This is a genomic window from Veillonella parvula (assembly GCF_047241225.1).
GTDB classification, from domain to species: Bacteria; Bacillota; Negativicutes; order Veillonellales; family Veillonellaceae; genus Veillonella; species Veillonella parvula_O.
In genome coordinates, this window is the sequence record NZ_JBKTIE010000002.1 from 412,550 (window position 1) to 429,756 (window position 17,207).

Annotated in this window: 17 protein-coding genes and 1 pseudogene; 2 read left to right on the forward strand and 16 right to left on the reverse strand. The window is 38.1% G+C overall.

The features are described from left to right. Nucleotides 1–100: 100 nt before the first annotated feature. The 9 genes from ACLRYO_RS05370 to ACLRYO_RS05410 form a co-directional block, all read right to left on the reverse strand. Nucleotides 101–1,564 carry a catalase gene (locus ACLRYO_RS05370; RefSeq protein WP_012864949.1) on the reverse strand — a complete coding sequence of 488 codons (1,464 nt, stop codon included), beginning with the start codon at nt 1,562–1,564 and terminating at the stop codon, nt 101–103. Nucleotides 1,565–1,880: 316 nt separating this feature from the next. Further along, nucleotides 1,881–2,165 (reverse strand): hypothetical protein, encoded by a 285-nt coding sequence (locus ACLRYO_RS05375; RefSeq protein WP_004694573.1) that lies wholly within the window; start codon nt 2,163–2,165, stop codon nt 1,881–1,883. A gap of 88 nt (nt 2,166–2,253) precedes the next feature. Next, nucleotides 2,254–3,786 (reverse strand): DNA polymerase IV, encoded by a 1,533-nt coding sequence (gene dinB, locus ACLRYO_RS05380; protein ID WP_413084710.1) that lies wholly within the window; start codon nt 3,784–3,786, stop codon nt 2,254–2,256. 2 nt (nt 3,787–3,788) lie between these two features. Continuing rightward, the gene (locus tag ACLRYO_RS05385; protein WP_004694570.1) at nt 3,789–4,133 is read right to left on the reverse strand and encodes an ArsR/SmtB family transcription factor; all 345 of its coding nucleotides are present in this window, start codon (nt 4,131–4,133) and stop codon (nt 3,789–3,791) included. A gap of 539 nt (nt 4,134–4,672) precedes the next feature. Further along, nucleotides 4,673–5,956 (reverse strand): adenylosuccinate synthase, encoded by a 1,284-nt coding sequence (locus ACLRYO_RS05390; protein WP_278457822.1) that lies wholly within the window; start codon nt 5,954–5,956, stop codon nt 4,673–4,675. Nucleotides 5,957–6,030: 74 nt separating this feature from the next. Beyond that, nucleotides 6,031–6,303: a helix-turn-helix domain-containing protein gene (locus ACLRYO_RS05395; protein WP_012864952.1), complete on the reverse strand. Its 273-nt coding sequence runs from the start codon at nt 6,301–6,303 to the stop codon at nt 6,031–6,033. A gap of 1 nt (nt 6,304) precedes the next feature. Then, nucleotides 6,305–6,655, reverse strand: a complete 351-nt coding sequence (locus tag ACLRYO_RS05400; RefSeq protein ID WP_278457824.1) for a type II toxin-antitoxin system RelE/ParE family toxin — start codon at nt 6,653–6,655, stop codon at nt 6,305–6,307. 267 nt (nt 6,656–6,922) lie between these two features. After that, a complete protein-coding gene (locus ACLRYO_RS05405) occupies nt 6,923–8,086 on the reverse strand; it encodes an MFS transporter (protein ID WP_316708858.1) in 1,164 nt (387 codons plus the stop codon). 322 nt (nt 8,087–8,408) lie between these two features. Further along, the gene (locus ACLRYO_RS05410) at nt 8,409–8,723 is read right to left on the reverse strand and encodes a winged helix-turn-helix transcriptional regulator (RefSeq protein ID WP_119563262.1); all 315 of its coding nucleotides are present in this window, start codon (nt 8,721–8,723) and stop codon (nt 8,409–8,411) included. A gap of 128 nt (nt 8,724–8,851) precedes the next feature. On the opposite strand from ACLRYO_RS05410, the gene ACLRYO_RS05415 reads away from it, so the two are divergent. Next, nucleotides 8,852–9,787 carry a tRNA-dihydrouridine synthase gene (locus tag ACLRYO_RS05415; RefSeq protein WP_119563263.1) on the forward strand — a complete coding sequence of 312 codons (936 nt, stop codon included), beginning with the start codon at nt 8,852–8,854 and terminating at the stop codon, nt 9,785–9,787. 144 nt (nt 9,788–9,931) lie between these two features. On the opposite strand, the gene purB is transcribed toward ACLRYO_RS05415, so the two are convergent. Continuing rightward, entirely contained in the window at nt 9,932–11,227 is a 1,296-nt protein-coding gene (gene purB, locus ACLRYO_RS05420; RefSeq protein ID WP_278606564.1) for an adenylosuccinate lyase, read from the reverse strand. A 293-nt stretch (nt 11,228–11,520) separates the two neighbouring features. Here purB and ACLRYO_RS05425 point away from each other — a divergent pair, with 293 nt between their 5' ends. Next, nucleotides 11,521–11,931, forward strand: coding sequence for a CAAX protease (locus tag ACLRYO_RS05425; protein WP_278606565.1), 411 nt, complete (start codon nt 11,521–11,523; stop codon nt 11,929–11,931). A gap of 86 nt (nt 11,932–12,017) precedes the next feature. Here the strand turns inward: ACLRYO_RS05425 and ACLRYO_RS05430 are convergent. The 6 genes and pseudogenes from ACLRYO_RS05430 to ACLRYO_RS05455 all read right to left on the reverse strand — a co-directional run. After that, nucleotides 12,018–13,649 (reverse strand): annotated as a pseudogene (locus ACLRYO_RS05430) (malolactic enzyme); the annotation flags it as partial. Nucleotides 13,650–13,778: 129 nt separating this feature from the next. Continuing rightward, nucleotides 13,779–14,609 carry a hypothetical protein gene (locus ACLRYO_RS05435; protein WP_413084712.1) on the reverse strand — a complete coding sequence of 277 codons (831 nt, stop codon included), beginning with the start codon at nt 14,607–14,609 and terminating at the stop codon, nt 13,779–13,781. A 4-nt stretch (nt 14,610–14,613) separates the two neighbouring features. Then, the gene (locus tag ACLRYO_RS05440) at nt 14,614–15,018 is read right to left on the reverse strand and encodes an ExbD/TolR family protein (protein ID WP_012864957.1); all 405 of its coding nucleotides are present in this window, start codon (nt 15,016–15,018) and stop codon (nt 14,614–14,616) included. Next, nucleotides 15,015–15,620, reverse strand: a complete 606-nt coding sequence (locus ACLRYO_RS05445; RefSeq protein WP_298715390.1) for a MotA/TolQ/ExbB proton channel family protein — start codon at nt 15,618–15,620, stop codon at nt 15,015–15,017. The genes ACLRYO_RS05440 and ACLRYO_RS05445 overlap by 4 nt, the downstream gene beginning before the upstream one ends. 253 nt (nt 15,621–15,873) lie before the next feature. Further along, the gene (locus tag ACLRYO_RS05450; protein ID WP_012864960.1) at nt 15,874–16,131 is read right to left on the reverse strand and encodes a hypothetical protein; all 258 of its coding nucleotides are present in this window, start codon (nt 16,129–16,131) and stop codon (nt 15,874–15,876) included. Between the two features lie 50 nt (nt 16,132–16,181). Next, nucleotides 16,182–17,072: a DUF3829 domain-containing protein gene (locus ACLRYO_RS05455; protein WP_315307793.1), complete on the reverse strand. Its 891-nt coding sequence runs from the start codon at nt 17,070–17,072 to the stop codon at nt 16,182–16,184. Nucleotides 17,073–17,207 lie beyond the last annotated feature (135 nt).

The following is a 17,207-nucleotide window of genomic DNA, read 5'->3' on the forward strand; positions in this document are numbered from 1 at the left end:
TAGCAAGGAGGGGCTTCGTGTTAGTTTAAGGAAGTTCTTTTATCGCATTAGTATTGTTTAGATAAACTATTTTAATATTGTTTAAATAGTATCATTAATCTTATTTTACATCGCTGAAATCAATATTCATACCCAATGCTTTAGCAACGCCTTCACCATAAGCTGGATCACATTGGTAGCAATGTTTTGCATGACGTTCTTTGATAAAATCAGGTACGCCATTCATAGCTGCTGCGGTGTTATCAAATAAGACTTGTTGTTGTTCAGGGCTCATGAGGCGGAACAGTTTACCTGGTTGTGTAAAGAAGTCAGAGTCGTCTTCATAGAAGTCATATTGGTAGGCTGGGCCAGATACGTCGAGAGGAGGATTTTTAAATTCTGGTTGTTCAGCCCATTCACCAAAGCTATTTGGTGCGTAGCCAATTGTAGACCCATGATTTCCATCTATACGACCTTGCCCATCTCGGTGATAGATATTTACAGGGCATTTAGCGGCATTAACAGGGATTTGATAATAATTTGCCCCTAGACGATAGCGTTGCGCATCCGCATAGGAGAACAAACGACCTTGAAGCATTCTATCAGGAGAGAAAGAGATACCAGGAACGATAGTAGTCGGTGCAAATGCAGCTTGTTCTACATCTTGGAAATAATTTTCTGGGTTGCGATTAAGTTCCATTACACCAACTTCAATCAATGGGAATTCGTCATGATACCATACTTTAGTTAAATCGAATGGATTGTACGGCATATTGTTAGCTTGTTCTTCGGTCATCACTTGGATGCATAATTTCCATTTAGGGAAATCGCCTTTTTCAATAGCCTCAAAGAGGTCACGTTGGTGGCTTTCACGGTCACTAGCTACCACATTAGCCGCCTCAGCGTCGGAAAGATTTTCAATCGGCTGTTGGCAAACCCAGTGGAATTTAACCCATACGCGCTCATCGTTTTCGTTAATAAGACTGTATGTATGACTGCCGAAACCATGCATCGTGCGATAGGATTTAGGAATACCACGGTCACTCATGACGATAGTTACTTGGTGGATTGCCTCTGGCAAGCTAGTCCAGAAATCCCAGTTTGCTGTCGCATCGCGAAGATTTGTTTTCGGATTCCGTTTTACAGCGCGGTTCAAATCAGGGAATTGCAATGGATCGCGGATAAAGAATACCGGTGTATTGTTACCTACGAGGTCCCAGTTTCCTTCTTCCGTATAAAATTTTACGGCAAAGCCACGAATGTCGCGTTCTGCATCGGCCGCACCACGCTCACCGGCAACGGTGGAGAAACGTACGAATAACGGCGTTTGCTTGCCTACTTCAGAGAAAATTTTTGCTTTCGTATATTTTGTAATATCGTTAGTTACTGTGAAAGTACCAAATGCACCGGATCCTTTAGCATGCATGCGGCGTTCAGGAATCACTTCGCGCTCAAAATGCGCTAATTTCTCCATGAGCCAAACATCTTGCATCAATACAGGACCACGTTTACCTGCTGTAGCAGAGTTGCGATTATCTGGTACGGGAGCGCCAAAGGCGGTTGTTAGTTTCTTTTCATTATTCATGTTACAAACTCCTACTTAGAAATCAAAATTAAAGTAATTTACTTTACATAATTTTTAAATCATATATCTCAATTACGATAAAAATTATTAACTGATAATTATTATCCATTAATATGTAATTAGAATAGCACAAATTTTTTAACAGAACAACCCTAAACCTTTATAAATTTTGTATACACGATATCATTTATAATTTTAAAATGAGAATTTCAATGCTATATATTTAAATGCTGTTAAGATGTACCTACAAAAATACGCAAAACAAAAAACACCTTGTTTCTACTAACTTGTAGATCACAAGGTGTTTTCATTCAATTTATGCCGGACGACTCCAATCAACTTGTACGTCGATTGCTTCCCACATACGTGTTAAAGCTAACTTAAGATTATCCAAAGATTCTAATGGTTTTACGGTCAATCGTTCATACGTATCAAGACCTGTAGCATGCTCAATAGCATGTTCATTATTCAAGTAAGCAATTACCTTATCCACCCACTCTTGTTCAGGTAAATCTACGGACACTGTTTTTGTTTCTGTATCATAGGACAAGAAACCATTGCTGTTTACGCCATAATGAATGGCCACACGAAATAAACTCATATCTATACCTCTCTTGCGGTAATTTATTAACACTACACCCATATTGTAACACGAACAATTATATTAGCGAAAGTATTCAATATAATCTTTATAAGTCCTTTTTGACGGTCTTTTTAGGTCCTTCAATAGATGGGTGTGTGTCTGCAATTGTAGACCGATTAGCCTCTTTAGTTGAGACTACATCAACATTAATAGACTCCCCATCCTCTTGATCAGGCTGTGCATCCACTGCCGCTTTCAACTCTGACCGTTTTCTGCGTATTCCATTGTCTCCGTGAAAGCGTTGCCATAACGCCCCACTCATGACAGCGGTTTCACCAAATTTAGACTCTAAGGAGTCTAACACACTAGATAGCTTATCCTCTGTTTTATCCTGTGGGGATTCAAAGAGACTGTCCTGCATAGGAACCTCCTCATCGAGGCCACTCACAGTAAGGCCTAATAAACGGATAGGACCAGGCGGATCCATAAAAGTAATCTCACTAGAACTACTATATTTAGAAGTACTATAATTAGAACCAATATGGTTAGAACGATTATCTTTAGAACTACTATATCTAAAATCAGTAGATTTCACTTTCATAGTTGCCCCTAGTGCTTCTACGTCTTTCTTTGTACCTTTCGGGTTCTTACTCGTTTTATCTTGCATGAGCTTATTCCACAAGAGCAGCGCAGTTTCAAAAAATACATGTTCATGATCTGACGGCGTATCTAGCCGCTTCTGCCGTGATACGGTAGTGAAATCATCATACCGAACCTTGATAGATACAGTATGTCCATAAAGGCTACGTCTACGAAGCCGTTTCGATAAACGGTTTGCAAAGTACCTAAATTCTAATTCAATAGCACGGCCTTCTGTGAGATCTTCTTCGTAGGTTTCCTCAGCGCCAATCGATTGTATCTTTCGGTCTGTTTCAACAGGTCTATCGTCGATACCATTCGCAAGTTCCCATATGCGCTTTGCCTGATTTCCCACAAGAGGAATTAAAGTGCTTTCATCAGGCAAAGACTGAATATGACGTATCAGATGAAAGCCACCAGCTTTCAAAATTTTCTCTGTCCGAGGGCCAACACCCCAAATACGTTTAATAGGCAAAGGAGCTAGCACCTCTTTTTCACGACCGTATGGGATGACCACAAGACCATCTGGCTTATCTAAATCAGAGGCTAATTTAGCAAGAAATTTATTGGGTGCTAAGCCTGCAGAGATAATAAGTCCTGTTTTCTTGAATACACGATCTTTAATGGCTTGTCCTAGCGCTTTAGGACCACTATACATGGTAGACATGCCGCTCACTTCAAGAAAGGCTTCATCAATAGATAGAGGCTCAATATAAGGAGTGAATTCTTTCATGATGGAAAAAATTTGGTTCGACACTTCTTTATATCGATCCATCCGAGGATATACATAGATGCCATCAGGACAGAGTTTCTTAGCTCTCGAGATTGGCATCGCAGAGTGAACACCACATTTTCGAGCCTCATAGGAACAGGTAGCTACAACACCACGTGAAGAAAGACCACCCACGATTACGGGGTGGCCTTTATACTCTGGATGATCCAGTTGTTCTATGGACGCGAAGAATGCATCCATGTCAACATGCATAATCCAACGTCTCATTGTTATGCTTCTTTTTCGTGCTCAGAAATGCGGCAGTATTTAATCTGCGCACAAATGCACTCATCTTTAGTTTTATATAATTGAGGGAGAATATCTAAAATATCAGCAAATGTAGCTTCATTAATGGAGTAACGCGTCCATAAACCATTACGTTGAGAGTTGACTACACCTGCATCAATTAAGATTTTCATGTGGTAACTCAACGTAGATTGAGACAAATTGAAGCTCGCTAAAATATCGGCTGCACATAATTCATTGCAAGACAACATATCGATGATGTGTAATCTTGTTTCATCACTTAATGCCTTAAAAATCGTCGCTAAACGTTCGTAAGAAACTTCAACCATATCTTTAACTCCTCAGATCCTTATCAAAAAATATCAATCTACTTCTTGGTATTATTATATACTATTTCTTAATGTAAATCTATTTTTTTCTTTATATTTGTATCTTAATAATTTATTATGAATACAAAAAAATTATAGATAAGTAAATTTCGTCTCATTATAAACTAATTTAATCACGTATTTCTTTGTATAAAATGAATATTTTAAACAAATTTTTATTTTATAGATTTATCTGAATATACATTTTTCTGTATATATAACAATTGTGCTCTATTATTTATTATATATTTCTCGATATACTCACACTTTAATAACTATATAGCATACTTCGATATACCGCACCACTGTAGCAACCTAAAGGATTAGATATAGAGTACCCACGTTTATATTCTACATCTATTCAACACAAAAGACCCCTCTACGAGGGGTCATATCTGTATAATTCTATAAATCGATTGCATAGCAAAAAATATTAAAATGTATAATATTATATCAATGCTACCAAATACAAATTTCCTATTATATCAAATTAGTATAGCTTAAAATACATTTACTAAGTCGATAGTTTGGCTACGGTTAGGGCCAACGGATACGATACCCAAAGGTACACCTGTTACTTCAGCAATGCGTTCTACATATTTACGAGCATTTTCAGGCAATTTATCGTATTCACGAATACCAGAGATATCAGTTTCCCAACCTGGCAATGTTTCGTACACTGCTTCGCATGCTTCAAGATCTTTCAAGTTAGCTGGGAAGCCTTCTACGTCTTTACCATTTAATTTGTAGCCTACGCAGATTTTCAATTCTTTGAAAGTATCAAGAATATCCAAGCGAGTAATAGCCAAATAATCAAGGCTGTTAAGACCTGCTGCGTATTTTACAACCATGAGGTCTAACCAACCACAACGACGAGGACGACCCGTTACAGTGCCGAACTCATGACCAAGTTCACGAAGGTTATCGCCAGTTTCGTTAAGAAGCTCTGTAGGGAACGGACCTGCACCAACGCGCGTAGCGTAAGCTTTTACTACACCGAAGATGTTTTTCAAGTAGTTAGGACCCACACCAGCGCCTGTGGAAGCACCACCTGCAATTGGATGAGAGGATGTTACAAATGGATATGTACCATGATCAAGGTCGAGCATAGTAGCTTGAGCACCTTCGAACAATACCTTTTTATCCTCTTTTACAGCTTTAAGAACAGCCGCATTAGTATCTGTTACATAAGGTTTCAAGGCTTCAGCGTATTTGATGTAATCCGCTAAGATTTCATCATAGCTAACAGGTTCAGCATCGTATACCTTAGTAAGCATTTTATTTTTGAACTCTACATTGTACGCTAATTTTTGTTTAAATGTTTCCATATCATACAAATCACAGATACGGATGCCGATACGATTGATTTTATCAGCGTAGCAAGGACCAATACCATTTTTAGTAGTACCGATTTTAGCATCCCCTTTAGATGCTTCTTCCGCAGTATCTAGAGCGATATGGTATGGCATAATGACATGTGCACGGTCAGAAACTTGAAGGGTTTTAGCAGATCTGCCTTGCTTTTCAAGGCCTTCAATTTCTTGTAACAAAACTTTAGGATCGATAACAACACCAGTACCCACAATATTTTGTTTATTATCGTATAAGATACCACTTGGCAAAAGGCGAAGTGCAAACGCTTTATCATCAACTACAACAGTATGACCCGCGTTATTACCACCTTGACTGCGCACCACAACATCCGCACGTTCTGCGATCCAGTCAACAATTTTACCTTTCCCCTCGTCACCCCATTGAGTGCCGATAACCATACTAGTTGCCATATCTATATCCTCCATATAACAGTCGAAACAATTCATTTTTATTATACAACAATGTTCGGATTCTGTGAAAGTATTTATACAAATTCAATCTTTAGTTTCTTCCCAAACGCATGGGCTATTTTCTGCAATGTTTTCAAAGATGGATTTCCATTGCCATTTTCAATCTTGCTAATATCAGACTGTGTAATACCTGTTAACTCAGATAATTGCATTTGCGTCATATGTGCTGCTAATCGCGCCTCAACTATATTCTGAATAATTTGGTATTCATCATCTAAAGCATCCCACTCTTTTTTAAACTTCGGATTTTCTAATTGCTTTTCTAAATATTGATCTAACGTTTCCATATTATCTATACCTCTCAATATAATTATTTTTATATTTAATAGCTAGTTCAATTGCACTTTTAGGTGTTTTCATAGATTTCTTTACAAAACCATTAGTTAATACAATTCGCCTTCCCACAAAGAAGAAATACAATATTCTTGAGATATTTGAACCTTGCTTCGTTCGCAACTCATAAATACCATCCTCTAAATATTTAGACTGCGGTTCCCTTAAACGATTGCCATATAATTCAAGTATCTTTAAATCTCGAATTGTTTTAGCCCGTTGTTTATCTGAAAGTTCATTTAAGAATACTTTTGCTGGCTTATCTCCACTTAGGGTTTCATAAAAAACAACAGAAAATGTATCCATGTCATTCCTCCTAATACTAGAAGAAATCTTTACTTAATTATATGTTAAAACATATATCAAGTAAAGATATTGAGATATAGAAAATCAAAGTCTTACTATATCCAATATAGATAACTGGTTTGTTAAAGTAAACAAATGGGAGGTGACCAATGGTCACCTCCCATGTATTGACATTTTATCGAATCAAAATATTCTATTTTAGTTCTTTTATACGATTTTGCTACTTACATGTTATTATGTCTTTAATATGACCCTATTGCATTGATGTTATTTTGGTTCTTTTAACCAGAAGCTCATAAGCAAGCCTATAACCCCTACAGGGATCAGTGTCATCAATGCCGTTTGTACGTCATAGATATCTGCCAAGTGTCCAATATAAGGTGCCACAAGGCCACCTAAGGTAATGCCAAGGCCTAGCGTAATACCAGATGCAAAGCCCGCATTTTTAGCAAGATATTTTTGACCTAACACCGTAATTGGCCCGTATTGTGAGAACACACCAAAGGCCATCGGTATCATGGCGCCAAAGAAGCCCCAAATATTAGACACAAATATAAATACTAAAACAGAAGGCAAGAAAATCAGATTACCTAAGCGCACCGTTTTAAGAAATCCAAGTCTATCAGATAAAGCCCCTCCCATATAGGTAAGAACGGCCCCCATCGCAAAGTACGCAGTAAGGGCCAAACTAGATGCACTAGCTTCACCATTAATAACGGTAATATACAAAATAGGAATAAAAATAGCCAATACAGAGAAGAGTATAGATCGAGAGGCAATCACAAAAAATAACTTACCAAAGCTCGCCCAATCATTTGTAGCAGTACTAAGAACCTTAGAACGACTTTCACGGTTACCAGTATCAGCAGTATCAGCGGTATCAGCTTCACCCTCGCCCATAAAGGCATAGAGATATAGCAATACGCCAAGTAGCGCGATAATCGTAAATACCCAAAGGAATTGTCCCCCAAAGACATATACACCCCCAGCGAGGAGAGGTCCAAGTGCAAAGCCAGCGCTACCACCGACTGCAAAGCGCCCCATAGCATTACCAAGCTCATGAGATTGCGTACGATTTACCAGTAGAGCTGCCTCAGGATGGAATAATGCGGCTCCTACCCCGGCCAAGAGCGACAAAGCAAGAATCATTTCGTAACTCGTAGCAATCGCTATAGCACTAATGGATACCAGTGTAACCGAAAAGCCTACAGGAATGAACCACGGCACGCGCCAACGATCCGCTACATAGCCCAATACGGGTTGAGCGACGGAGGCCACGACGGTATTACAGAAAATAACGGTCGCCGCCTGATAATAATTAAGGCCGAAATTCGCGATAAAGAACGGAATCAGCGCGGCCAGGGAGCCCTGTCCGAAGTCATTGATGCAGTGAAAAATGGGAGGACTATAACGCCTTATAAGCTCTTTCATATAAGCACCTATTAATAATAAGTATATCTGGAAATACGGAATATGTTCCCATTAATCACCCATGTGACCAATAGTGTCGTTATTTATATTTACAAGGATATAAATTACGCATATAGTGTAACCGGAGGCCTCTGAATGGCCGGTTCTTGCCAATTTTTCGAGAGTTGGCGGTGATAGAAATGAAAAAGAACCCAGTCGTCGACCAGGCCACATCTTCACATATTAATCGAGTGTGAGACCTGGCGCGATCAAACATCCAAGCCTCTCTTTTATGAGTATATCATAAGAGACATAAAAAGCCTATACATATCAATGTAAGGCTTTAATTTATTTTTCCCCAATCACACATAGCATTTATGATTGGAATAAAAGATATCCCTTTTTCTGAAAGAAAGTATTCTACTTTTGGTGGAACTTGTGGATACTCTTTTCTAATTATAATACCATCTTCTTCTAACTCTTTTAATTGAGCACTTAACATTTTATGTGTTATGGGCATTAAATTTCTTTTTAATTCACTATACCGTAAAATTTTTTCACAAGCTAATTCATATAATATTCTCAATTTCCATTTTCCGTTTATCATGGAAAATGTTTTTAAAAATGGTGCTTCTTTACTTCTACATATATTTTCCATCTTACTTCTCTCCTTTTAGATAGTATCTTTCAAAAAAGTGCGTTCTTACCTTAATAAATATAAAACAGTATAATGAAAAATATCTAAATAATATACCTAAATAATCAAATAAAATAAGGAGTGATATTATGTCAAATATATTTAGTCAGATTAAAGTAAAAGATGTCAACTTTTCTAATAGAATTGTGATGGCACCTATGGTACATTTCGGTTATAAAAATAAAAATGGAAATATGGAAGAAAAATTACTTAATACATATCTAAACTATGCAGATAAAGGAATAGGTTTAATAATTAGTCAAGCACTTATAGTTGCAAATAAAGAAGAAATAGTTGGAGATGTTTCAGACTGGGCAGGAATATATTCCAATGAACATATTAAATATTTAAGGAAAATTTCTGATACTTACCATAAATATGGCACTAAATTTATAGCACAGTTAAATACTTTGAATTTTAAATTTCTTGAAAAGAATTCAAATAATATTAATAACCTCTCAAAAGATAATTTAATTTATCTTAGAGATTGTTTTATAAAAAGTGCTAAATTTTGTCAAGAAGCAGGACTTGATGGCATTGAATTACATGGTGCTCATGAATATTTTTTTAATATGTTATCATCAAAAATTTCTAATAAAAGAAAAGATAATTATGGGGGGAATCTAATTGAACGATTAAATTTAGTAAAAGAAATTATAGAAGGTATTAAAAATTTCTCAAAAGATAACTTTATTATTTCTTACAGAATGGGCTGGACTGAAAATATAAACACTGATATTGAAACAGCAAAAGCTCTTGAAAAAATAGGAGTTGATATATTACATATATCCAGTGGAATACCAGAAAATAGAAAAATAAAATTGCCTGATGGATTTGAATATAATGATTTTATTTACACAGGTATTCAAGTTAAAAAAAATGTCAATATTCCTGTTATCATTGTAAATGACATAAGAACTTTAAGCAGAGGTAATAAGTTAATTGAAGATGGAGATTGTGATTTTGTTGCTTATGGAAGACCCTTCTTATCTGATTCTAATTTTGTCCTACACTCACTAAAATAAGGACTATTGCAAACCTATGAAATAAAAATAATTCAATTACTAACTAAACGTCTTAATTACCTCTTATTTCAATAATTTAATTTACAACAGCCTTTTTTATACATCCTAACCACTAAATATTCTACCAATGTATAGCAGCAATTTTTATAATCCGAACCGCGCCATGATGGTATCCACGTGTTTCAAGAGTTTGTACGGATCGAAGCATGCGTCGATTTCTTCATCGGTCATATATTTCCTGATGTTTTCATCGGATTTGAGACCTGTTGCGAAATCTTTACCTTCAAGCCAGCGTTCCATAGCATGTTTTTGAACCCAACGGTACGCTTCATCGCGAACGGCGCCTTTATCGACAAGGTGCGTTAAAATCGTTTGACTGAACACGAGTCCGCCTGTAAGGTTCAGGTTCTTGAGCATCGTTTCAGGGTATACCAATAATTTATCGATGGTACGGGTCGTCAAATGAAGCATATAATTTAATGTAATCGTCGCATCCGGCAAAATAACGCGTTCTACAGAGCTGTGGGAAATGTCGCGTTCATGCCACAACGCCTGGTCTTCATAGGCGGATTGAGCATATCCGCGAAGCAAACGGGCCATACCGCAAATTCTTTCACATGTGATAGGGTTGCGTTTATGAGGCATCGCAGAGGAACCCTTTTGTTTAGGGCTGAAATATTCTTCTGCTTCGCGTACCTCTGTACGTTGTAAGTGACGGATTTCCAATGCGATTTTGTCTAATGTACCGCCTACAACAGCGATGGTAGACAACAACTCAGCATGGCGGTCACGTTGCACCACTTGCGTAGCAATTTTAACAGGTTCAAGGCCTAATTTTTCACACACATATTGTTCTACGAATGGATCGATATTGGAGTATGTACCAACAGCGCCAGACAATTTACCAACGGCAACGCTTTTACGCGCATGCTCCATGCGTTCAATATCACGTTCTACCTCTGCCATCCACAACGCCAATTTCAAACCGAATGTAGTTGGTTCGCCGTGGATGCCGTGGGTACGGCCAATCATAGGAGTATATTTGAACTCAGCTGCACGACGACGCAATACTTCGTGCAAACGCTTTAAGTCATCAATTAAGATATCGCAGGCTTGTTTCATCATATACCCAAGCGCCGTATCTTTCACATCTGTAGAGGTAAGGCCAAGATGGATGTATTTAGCCGCTTCAGGACCTACGTATTCCCCCACTGCTGTTACGAAGGAAATGATATCATGGTTCGTTTCCTTTTCGATTTCATGAATGCGCTCAACGTCGAAATTTCCCTTTTCCCGGATTGTTTTCGCCGCTTCTTTAGGAATAACGCCCAACTCAGCTTGTGCCTCAGATGCGAGGGTCTCCACCAATAACATTGTGTCGAATTCGTTGCGTTCGCTCCAAATATGGCCCATTTCTTCTCGTGTATAACGTGGTATCATGATGTCTCCTTTGCATGATAAAAGCTAGATTTATAGGATTATTGTACCATATGTGAAAGCTCCATTCAACGAAAGCGCCTAAATTTTCCGAATGATAATTATATTAATTTTACTTATTGTTCGTGTTTGTTGGTGATTTCGTATTTGTTTGTAATCAATTATTTATAACAGATACAGTAACTATCAAAATTCAGTTATATTAATGCTGTCTCTATGTATTTACCCGAATAAAATGATATACTAGAATCATCTGAAATATACATGGACTTGTATATCATTACTGGGAGGCTTTCATGGCAACTTTAAATCGTAAAGAACGCCGCGCACAGCGCAACGAATCTAATACTATAGGTATTCTATTACGTCTATTCTTTGGGCTCAGCTTTATCGGCTTGGCGGTAGTCCTTTTGGGCGAGTTTGATTATAACTTCATCTTCCCCATCTTTACCGCAGATATTGTGGTGTCTTTAATTTATGTAATGATGAATAAATCCCGCATTACTACATCTCTAGCGGTACATACTAACGTACGCGTTATCATTGCATTTCTCATCATGTTGATTACCATGTTCTTCTACGCTTTTGCATTGTGGCGAGCTGATCAATTCAGCCCCCCTATGCAAGTCACATTATTCATCGGCGGCGCCATCGTATATCTAGCCGTCTTCAACTCTACGAAAACGATGCTTACAAATCAAGACTAATTGATAACATAAAAGAGGCATATCTTACATACATGCGTATGTGAGGTATGCCTCTTTTTGTTATTTATCTATCTGTTGATAAACAGTTATTGATTATTTTTATATTCTGGTTTCCACAAGATGGCATCAATCGCAGCATCAACATCTTGTTCAGGTGCTAAGCCTTCTTTGATGGCACATTCGGCAACAGCTTTAGCAACTGTACGAGAGAATTGCGTTAGTTTTTCTACCGGTGGTAACGTAGCTGCACCTGGTTTTGTAGTATCTACAATGCCTTGTAAGGAATGAGCTGCTGCGGAAATCATAGCATCACTTAAGCGAGTTGCATTGACCGCTAATACACCAAGACCTACCCCTGGATAAATGAGTGCATTATTAGCTTGTCCAATATCATATGTTACCCCTTTAAGTTCGATAGGTGAATATGGTACGCCTGTTGCGATGAGCGCCTTTCCATCTGTCCACGTTAACAGATCTTGTGCACTTGCTTCTGCTAATTTTGTCGGGTTAGATAATGGGAAAATAATAGGTCTTTCCACATGACTAGCCATTTCTTGGACAACCTCTTTTGTGAAAGTGCCTGGTGCTGTCGATGTACCAACGAGGATTCCTGGTTGTACAGCTTTAATGACAGCATGTAGATTAGTTAATTCATTAGCATTAGTGAATTCAGAACGTTTGCGAGCGAACGACTTTTGCTCGATTGTTAAGTCTGTCATGTCATCGAATAGGAGACCTTGTTTATCTACGAGATAGAAACGACTTCTAGCCTCCTCCTTGGATAGACCTTGCGCTACCATTTCAGACATTACGAGGTTGGCGATACCTACACCTGCTGTGCCAGCGCCAAAGCACACATATTTCTTATCAGTTAATGTGTCACCGCTAATTTTGAGTGCTCCTAAGATGCCTGCAAGGGAAATGATACCAGTACCTTGGACATCATCGTTGAAGGTAGCAATTTGAGGACGATATACTTTTAAAATTTCAGTAGCATGGTCGCGACCAAAATCTTCCCAATGTAGGTATAATTTAGGAAATTTAGATTCTACGTGACGAACAAAAGTTTCAATAAATTTGTTGTATGCATCTCCTGTGATGCGATTTTTACGAACCCCTAGATATAAAGGATCGTCAAGAAGCTCTTTTCTATTTGTACCTACATCAAGTACAACTGGTAGTACCCATTCAGGATTTACGCCTGCTGCTGCAGTGTAGACCATTAACTTGCCTACGGAAATATCTACGCCGTTAGTACCCCAGTCGCCAATCCCCAAGATCTCTTCTGCGTCAGTAACTACAATTAAGCGAATGTCACGACCATCTGCAGCTTGATCTAAAATAGTATCAAGTTGATCTATATTTTCTTCTGTAATATAAGCTGCATATTCTGGATCAATGAATTCGTGGCTAAAACGTTCTATACTTTCAGATATGACAGGATCATAAACGATTGGCATCATTTCAACAACATGATCGCTAAATACTTTGAAGAATAGAGTGCGATTTGTGGAGAAAATGCGCATTAAGAATTCACGTTTTTGTAATAGAGAATCTTTGCAACTAAATAATTCATAAGTTTGAGCTGCTTGCTGTTCTAACGTTTGTACAACGGGAGGCAATAAACCTTCAAGACCAAGGTTTTTACGTTCTTCCTTTGTAAAGGCGGTACCTTTATTTAGGAAGGGATTATTCAAAATTTCATAAGCTTTCATATAAACCTCCTGATAGGAACTACTTAGTACGACTTACTACTATACCTACTTTAATCATACACTAACTGTCAAGAGTTTTTATGAATATAAAAAGAGGCATATCTTACATACTCTGGTATGTGATATGCCTCTTTATTGTCCTAAAACGACAGGAACTGCTAGATATACGGGTTCTCCTCTTCGATTGATAATAGAACCACTGCTTTTAACGATGCGCATTGCTTCCTCTTTTACAGGTTGCGGCACATCTTCTGCGATGAGCGGTGTATGTTCTCCCACGATGACATGTCCATCAACATCAAAGTTAACGCGCACTACAACCCTACCTGTTACGATTGACCCCTTCCCCTGTTCTTGTACAGTTCTTAAATATTCTTGGGGGTTGATATCTGGCTTTTGTAAAAGCGCTTGTTGTCCCGGATTCAATAAACTCCAAGCGAGATCAGAGAGAAAGGATAAATCACTAGCTTCGGCAAAGCCGTTTCCATTGGCATTCGGATCAGATGTTATATCCTTACCCATAGGAGCATTGTCAGGCTTAGAAAATTTACCATCTTTAGAATCATTTCCACCCGTAACTACAGCTTGTTCATTATTAGTTGTTTCCGATTCTATGGCCTTTGGAACGGCCCATTCGCGACGAGCATTAGATGTAGTCTTATTGGCATTTAAATTGTGAATGCTTTCATCACCTGTATTTTCCGTTACAAGGGGATCCGCCTTAGGCGCAGGCCCTTCCGGAGTTGGAGGTTCAACCGATGGCTTATCCTTAGATGTAGGCTCAATAGCGGTAGTTTCCGCATCACTTTCACTATCCTCAGGCAGATGAAAGCTAACCTCTGCTGCATCATAAGCCACACCTGTTCCAACGATACCACGTAAGGAAAGCCCCATGCCAGAGATAAGCATGATTGTAATGCCTAAAGACACAATAAAAGGTTTCAGATAATGTGATTCAAACATGGAATCACTTCCGTTCCGTAGCGACGCTAATGTATTTAGCACCGTTCACCTTGAGCATATCCAAAAGTTCAATAACCTCGTTATAATACACATCTTTTGAGGCGCGGATAACAAAAGCTTGTTGAGGCGCTTGTGTAACGATAGATTTGACCTCTTGCGCCAAACGATCCGAAGAAATTTCCTGATTATCAATATATAGCGTGTGCGTTGTAGTCAAGGTGATGGTGATAGGTTCGATAGACTTCGCCGTAGACGTCGATGCAGATGGTAAATTTAGCGGAATTTGTTGCTCTGTATTCATATACAGCGTGCCTACCATGAAGAATACGAGTAAGAAAAATACAATATCAATCATGGGAATAATCATGATGGTAGGCTCTTTTTTAACCCCTAATGTGCGTCGTCTCATATATCATGTTCCTCATTGTACGCATCAAGGATATTACCGCACTCATGTTCTAATGTCGCCACAGAATCGTTAACCTTTGCCGCACAGTAACTATGAAAGCCAAGCGCAATAATGGCCACGGTCAAACCTGTAGCCGTTGCCACTAAGGCCTCAGAAACACCACCTGTAATAATAGTTGGAGCCCCAATATCGCCACCTACCACAGCAAACGCACGAATCATGCCGAGGACCGTCCCCAACAAACCTAACAACGGAGCCATTGTTACAACCATACTGAGCCAACTAAGGCCTCGTTTTAAACGTTCATCGGCGTACGACACTACATCTTGAAGGCGGTTTTCCAAGCCATTATAATTCTTTGCACTGCGGATAGCACGGGCAAATAAAGAACCAAGTTCCTCTGTATCACGTTCCAAAACACTTGGTAACATAATCCAAGATTGGTTCTTTTCTAAGACCTTATTAAAACGGCGCAAGTCCTTTGTAAACTTGCGATATAAAAAGATACGTTCAATGCCAATCATCAAGGTAAACAGTAAAAAAATCACTAGCGGATACATAACAAATCCACCAGCTGCAAATAAATGCGCTATACTACTCATACTAACCTCCAAAAGCCACATACCTTTAGGCTCTATCCGGGTTAATTATACCACGTTTTATCCCACCGAAAACAGATATAGAGCGTAAAACCACAACATAAATAGATATAGGATGACTTGCAAGATAAATATAGACTAATTCGCTAGATAGACATAAGCTAGCTAAAGTCCACAGGATAAAATTAAAATACAAAAAGGCTGCACTAGAAATGATATACATTCTAGTACAGCCTTTTATGCGTTCCTAAATAGATTAGTCTTTTTTAATAAAGCCTACAATGAAGCCACCTACTGACAGTGCAATTCCTAAACCGCTACAGAACATGCCGATAGAATACCACAATGTGTAAGATTGGTTATTCTCAGAAATCGCCTTTGCTGCCGCTTGAGCATTTGTAGCATTTCTCGCAATTTCCAAATTAGCCGCCGATGGATCTGGATTTAATAATAGAATCACAATACCAATAATTAGAACAACTACACCTACAGGTAATAATAATTTTTTGTTCATTTGAATGCCCCTCTCTTATCATTATATGAAATGGTATATAAAATTAGATATTATTTATCAAGTTTGTTCATATCCAAACGATTCATACTGCCAATGAAGCGATTATAGGATTCAACCATATCATTATAATGATCATTTGTTTGGTCACCTAAGAATGTACGAATTCTACCAATAGCTGTATTTAATGAATCCTTAGCACTTTTATATTCCGAACTAGTAATACTATTAGATACGTCCATGATACCTTGTAACTCTTGGTTAGCTGCATTTACATCAATTTGTTTACCGTCTTCAAAGCCATCCAATAAAGCAGTTAAACGTAAATGAACTTCTTGAGCTGCCGCTGCATTTTTCTTGCCAGACTCTTTAAGTTCTTTCAACTGTTCTTGTTGGTTTTCCGTGTTGTGTTTGTGAACTACTGCGTCTAGTTGATTATACGCTGCATAGAACTGATCATATAATTGAACGTATTTAGGTCCTAATTGTTGTTCCTTAGCATAATTATCTGCTTGATATGAATTAGTTTGGTAGTACGTATCCAATTCACTGGCTACTGGTACAATATCCTTTAATACAGCCAATACGTTATCTAGAGGTTCTTTCATATCATCATATGGCACGCCAGCATCTTTAGCGGCTTGTAATTTCTCTTGTAAAGAATCAAAATGTGGTGCCATAAAGCTTGTTAAATGTTGACCTTCTCTTAGTTTTTGAATGTCTGGGCCGATAGCATAGCCAAAGCTCACTGTATGACTGTTAAAATCGCCAATGGCTTGAATGTAGTTGTTAAACACTTTAACGTCTTCTTGTGATGTCTTTTGAACACCTTGTTGTACGCTATTGGCAACCTTAGAAACACTACATCCTGTCAAGAATAATGGCGCTGTTAGAGTTGATGCGCACAATACTACTGTTAGCATTTTCTTTACTAGTGGTTTCATAATGACCCTCTCTTTTTAATCACACACAAGTAACAATCTATAATTAAATTATATATTATATATGATATATATGAAAGTATTAAGTATAAATATATGAAATTTATTTCATGAATACGCTTTCATAGGCATAGAAAA

What these genes read in the sequence shown, in the direction of transcription:
- ACLRYO_RS05455 (WP_315307793.1), bottom strand. Translation starts at nt 17,072, where the DNA reads ATGAAACCACTAGTAAAGAAAATGCTAACAGTAGTATTGTGCGCATCA.
- ACLRYO_RS05450 (WP_012864960.1), bottom strand. Translation starts at nt 16,131, where the DNA reads ATGAACAAAAAATTATTATTACCTGTAGGTGTAGTTGTTCTAATTATT.
- dinB (WP_413084710.1), bottom strand. Translation starts at nt 3,786, where the DNA reads ATGAGACGTTGGATTATGCATGTTGACATGGATGCATTCTTCGCGTCC.
- ACLRYO_RS05445 (WP_298715390.1), bottom strand. Translation starts at nt 15,620, where the DNA reads ATGAGTAGTATAGCGCATTTATTTGCAGCTGGTGGATTTGTTATGTAT.
- ACLRYO_RS05405 (WP_316708858.1), bottom strand. Translation starts at nt 8,086, where the DNA reads ATGAAAGAGCTTATAAGGCGTTATAGTCCTCCCATTTTTCACTGCATC.
- ACLRYO_RS05425 (WP_278606565.1), top strand. Translation starts at nt 11,521, where the DNA reads ATGGCAACTTTAAATCGTAAAGAACGCCGCGCACAGCGCAACGAATCT.
- ACLRYO_RS05370 (WP_012864949.1), bottom strand. Translation starts at nt 1,564, where the DNA reads ATGAATAATGAAAAGAAACTAACAACCGCCTTTGGCGCTCCCGTACCA.
- ACLRYO_RS05410 (WP_119563262.1), bottom strand. Translation starts at nt 8,723, where the DNA reads ATGGAAAATATATGTAGAAGTAAAGAAGCACCATTTTTAAAAACATTT.
- ACLRYO_RS05415 (WP_119563263.1), top strand. Translation starts at nt 8,852, where the DNA reads ATGTCAAATATATTTAGTCAGATTAAAGTAAAAGATGTCAACTTTTCT.
- ACLRYO_RS05385 (WP_004694570.1), bottom strand. Translation starts at nt 4,133, where the DNA reads ATGGTTGAAGTTTCTTACGAACGTTTAGCGACGATTTTTAAGGCATTA.
- ACLRYO_RS05390 (WP_278457822.1), bottom strand. Translation starts at nt 5,956, where the DNA reads ATGGCAACTAGTATGGTTATCGGCACTCAATGGGGTGACGAGGGGAAA.
- ACLRYO_RS05440 (WP_012864957.1), bottom strand. Translation starts at nt 15,018, where the DNA reads ATGAGACGACGCACATTAGGGGTTAAAAAAGAGCCTACCATCATGATT.
- ACLRYO_RS05395 (WP_012864952.1), bottom strand. Translation starts at nt 6,303, where the DNA reads ATGGAAACGTTAGATCAATATTTAGAAAAGCAATTAGAAAATCCGAAG.
- ACLRYO_RS05375 (WP_004694573.1), bottom strand. Translation starts at nt 2,165, where the DNA reads ATGAGTTTATTTCGTGTGGCCATTCATTATGGCGTAAACAGCAATGGT.
- purB (WP_278606564.1), bottom strand. Translation starts at nt 11,227, where the DNA reads ATGATACCACGTTATACACGAGAAGAAATGGGCCATATTTGGAGCGAA.
- ACLRYO_RS05400 (WP_278457824.1), bottom strand. Translation starts at nt 6,655, where the DNA reads ATGGATACATTTTCTGTTGTTTTTTATGAAACCCTAAGTGGAGATAAG.
- ACLRYO_RS05435 (WP_413084712.1), bottom strand. Translation starts at nt 14,609, where the DNA reads ATGTTTGAATCACATTATCTGAAACCTTTTATTGTGTCTTTAGGCATT.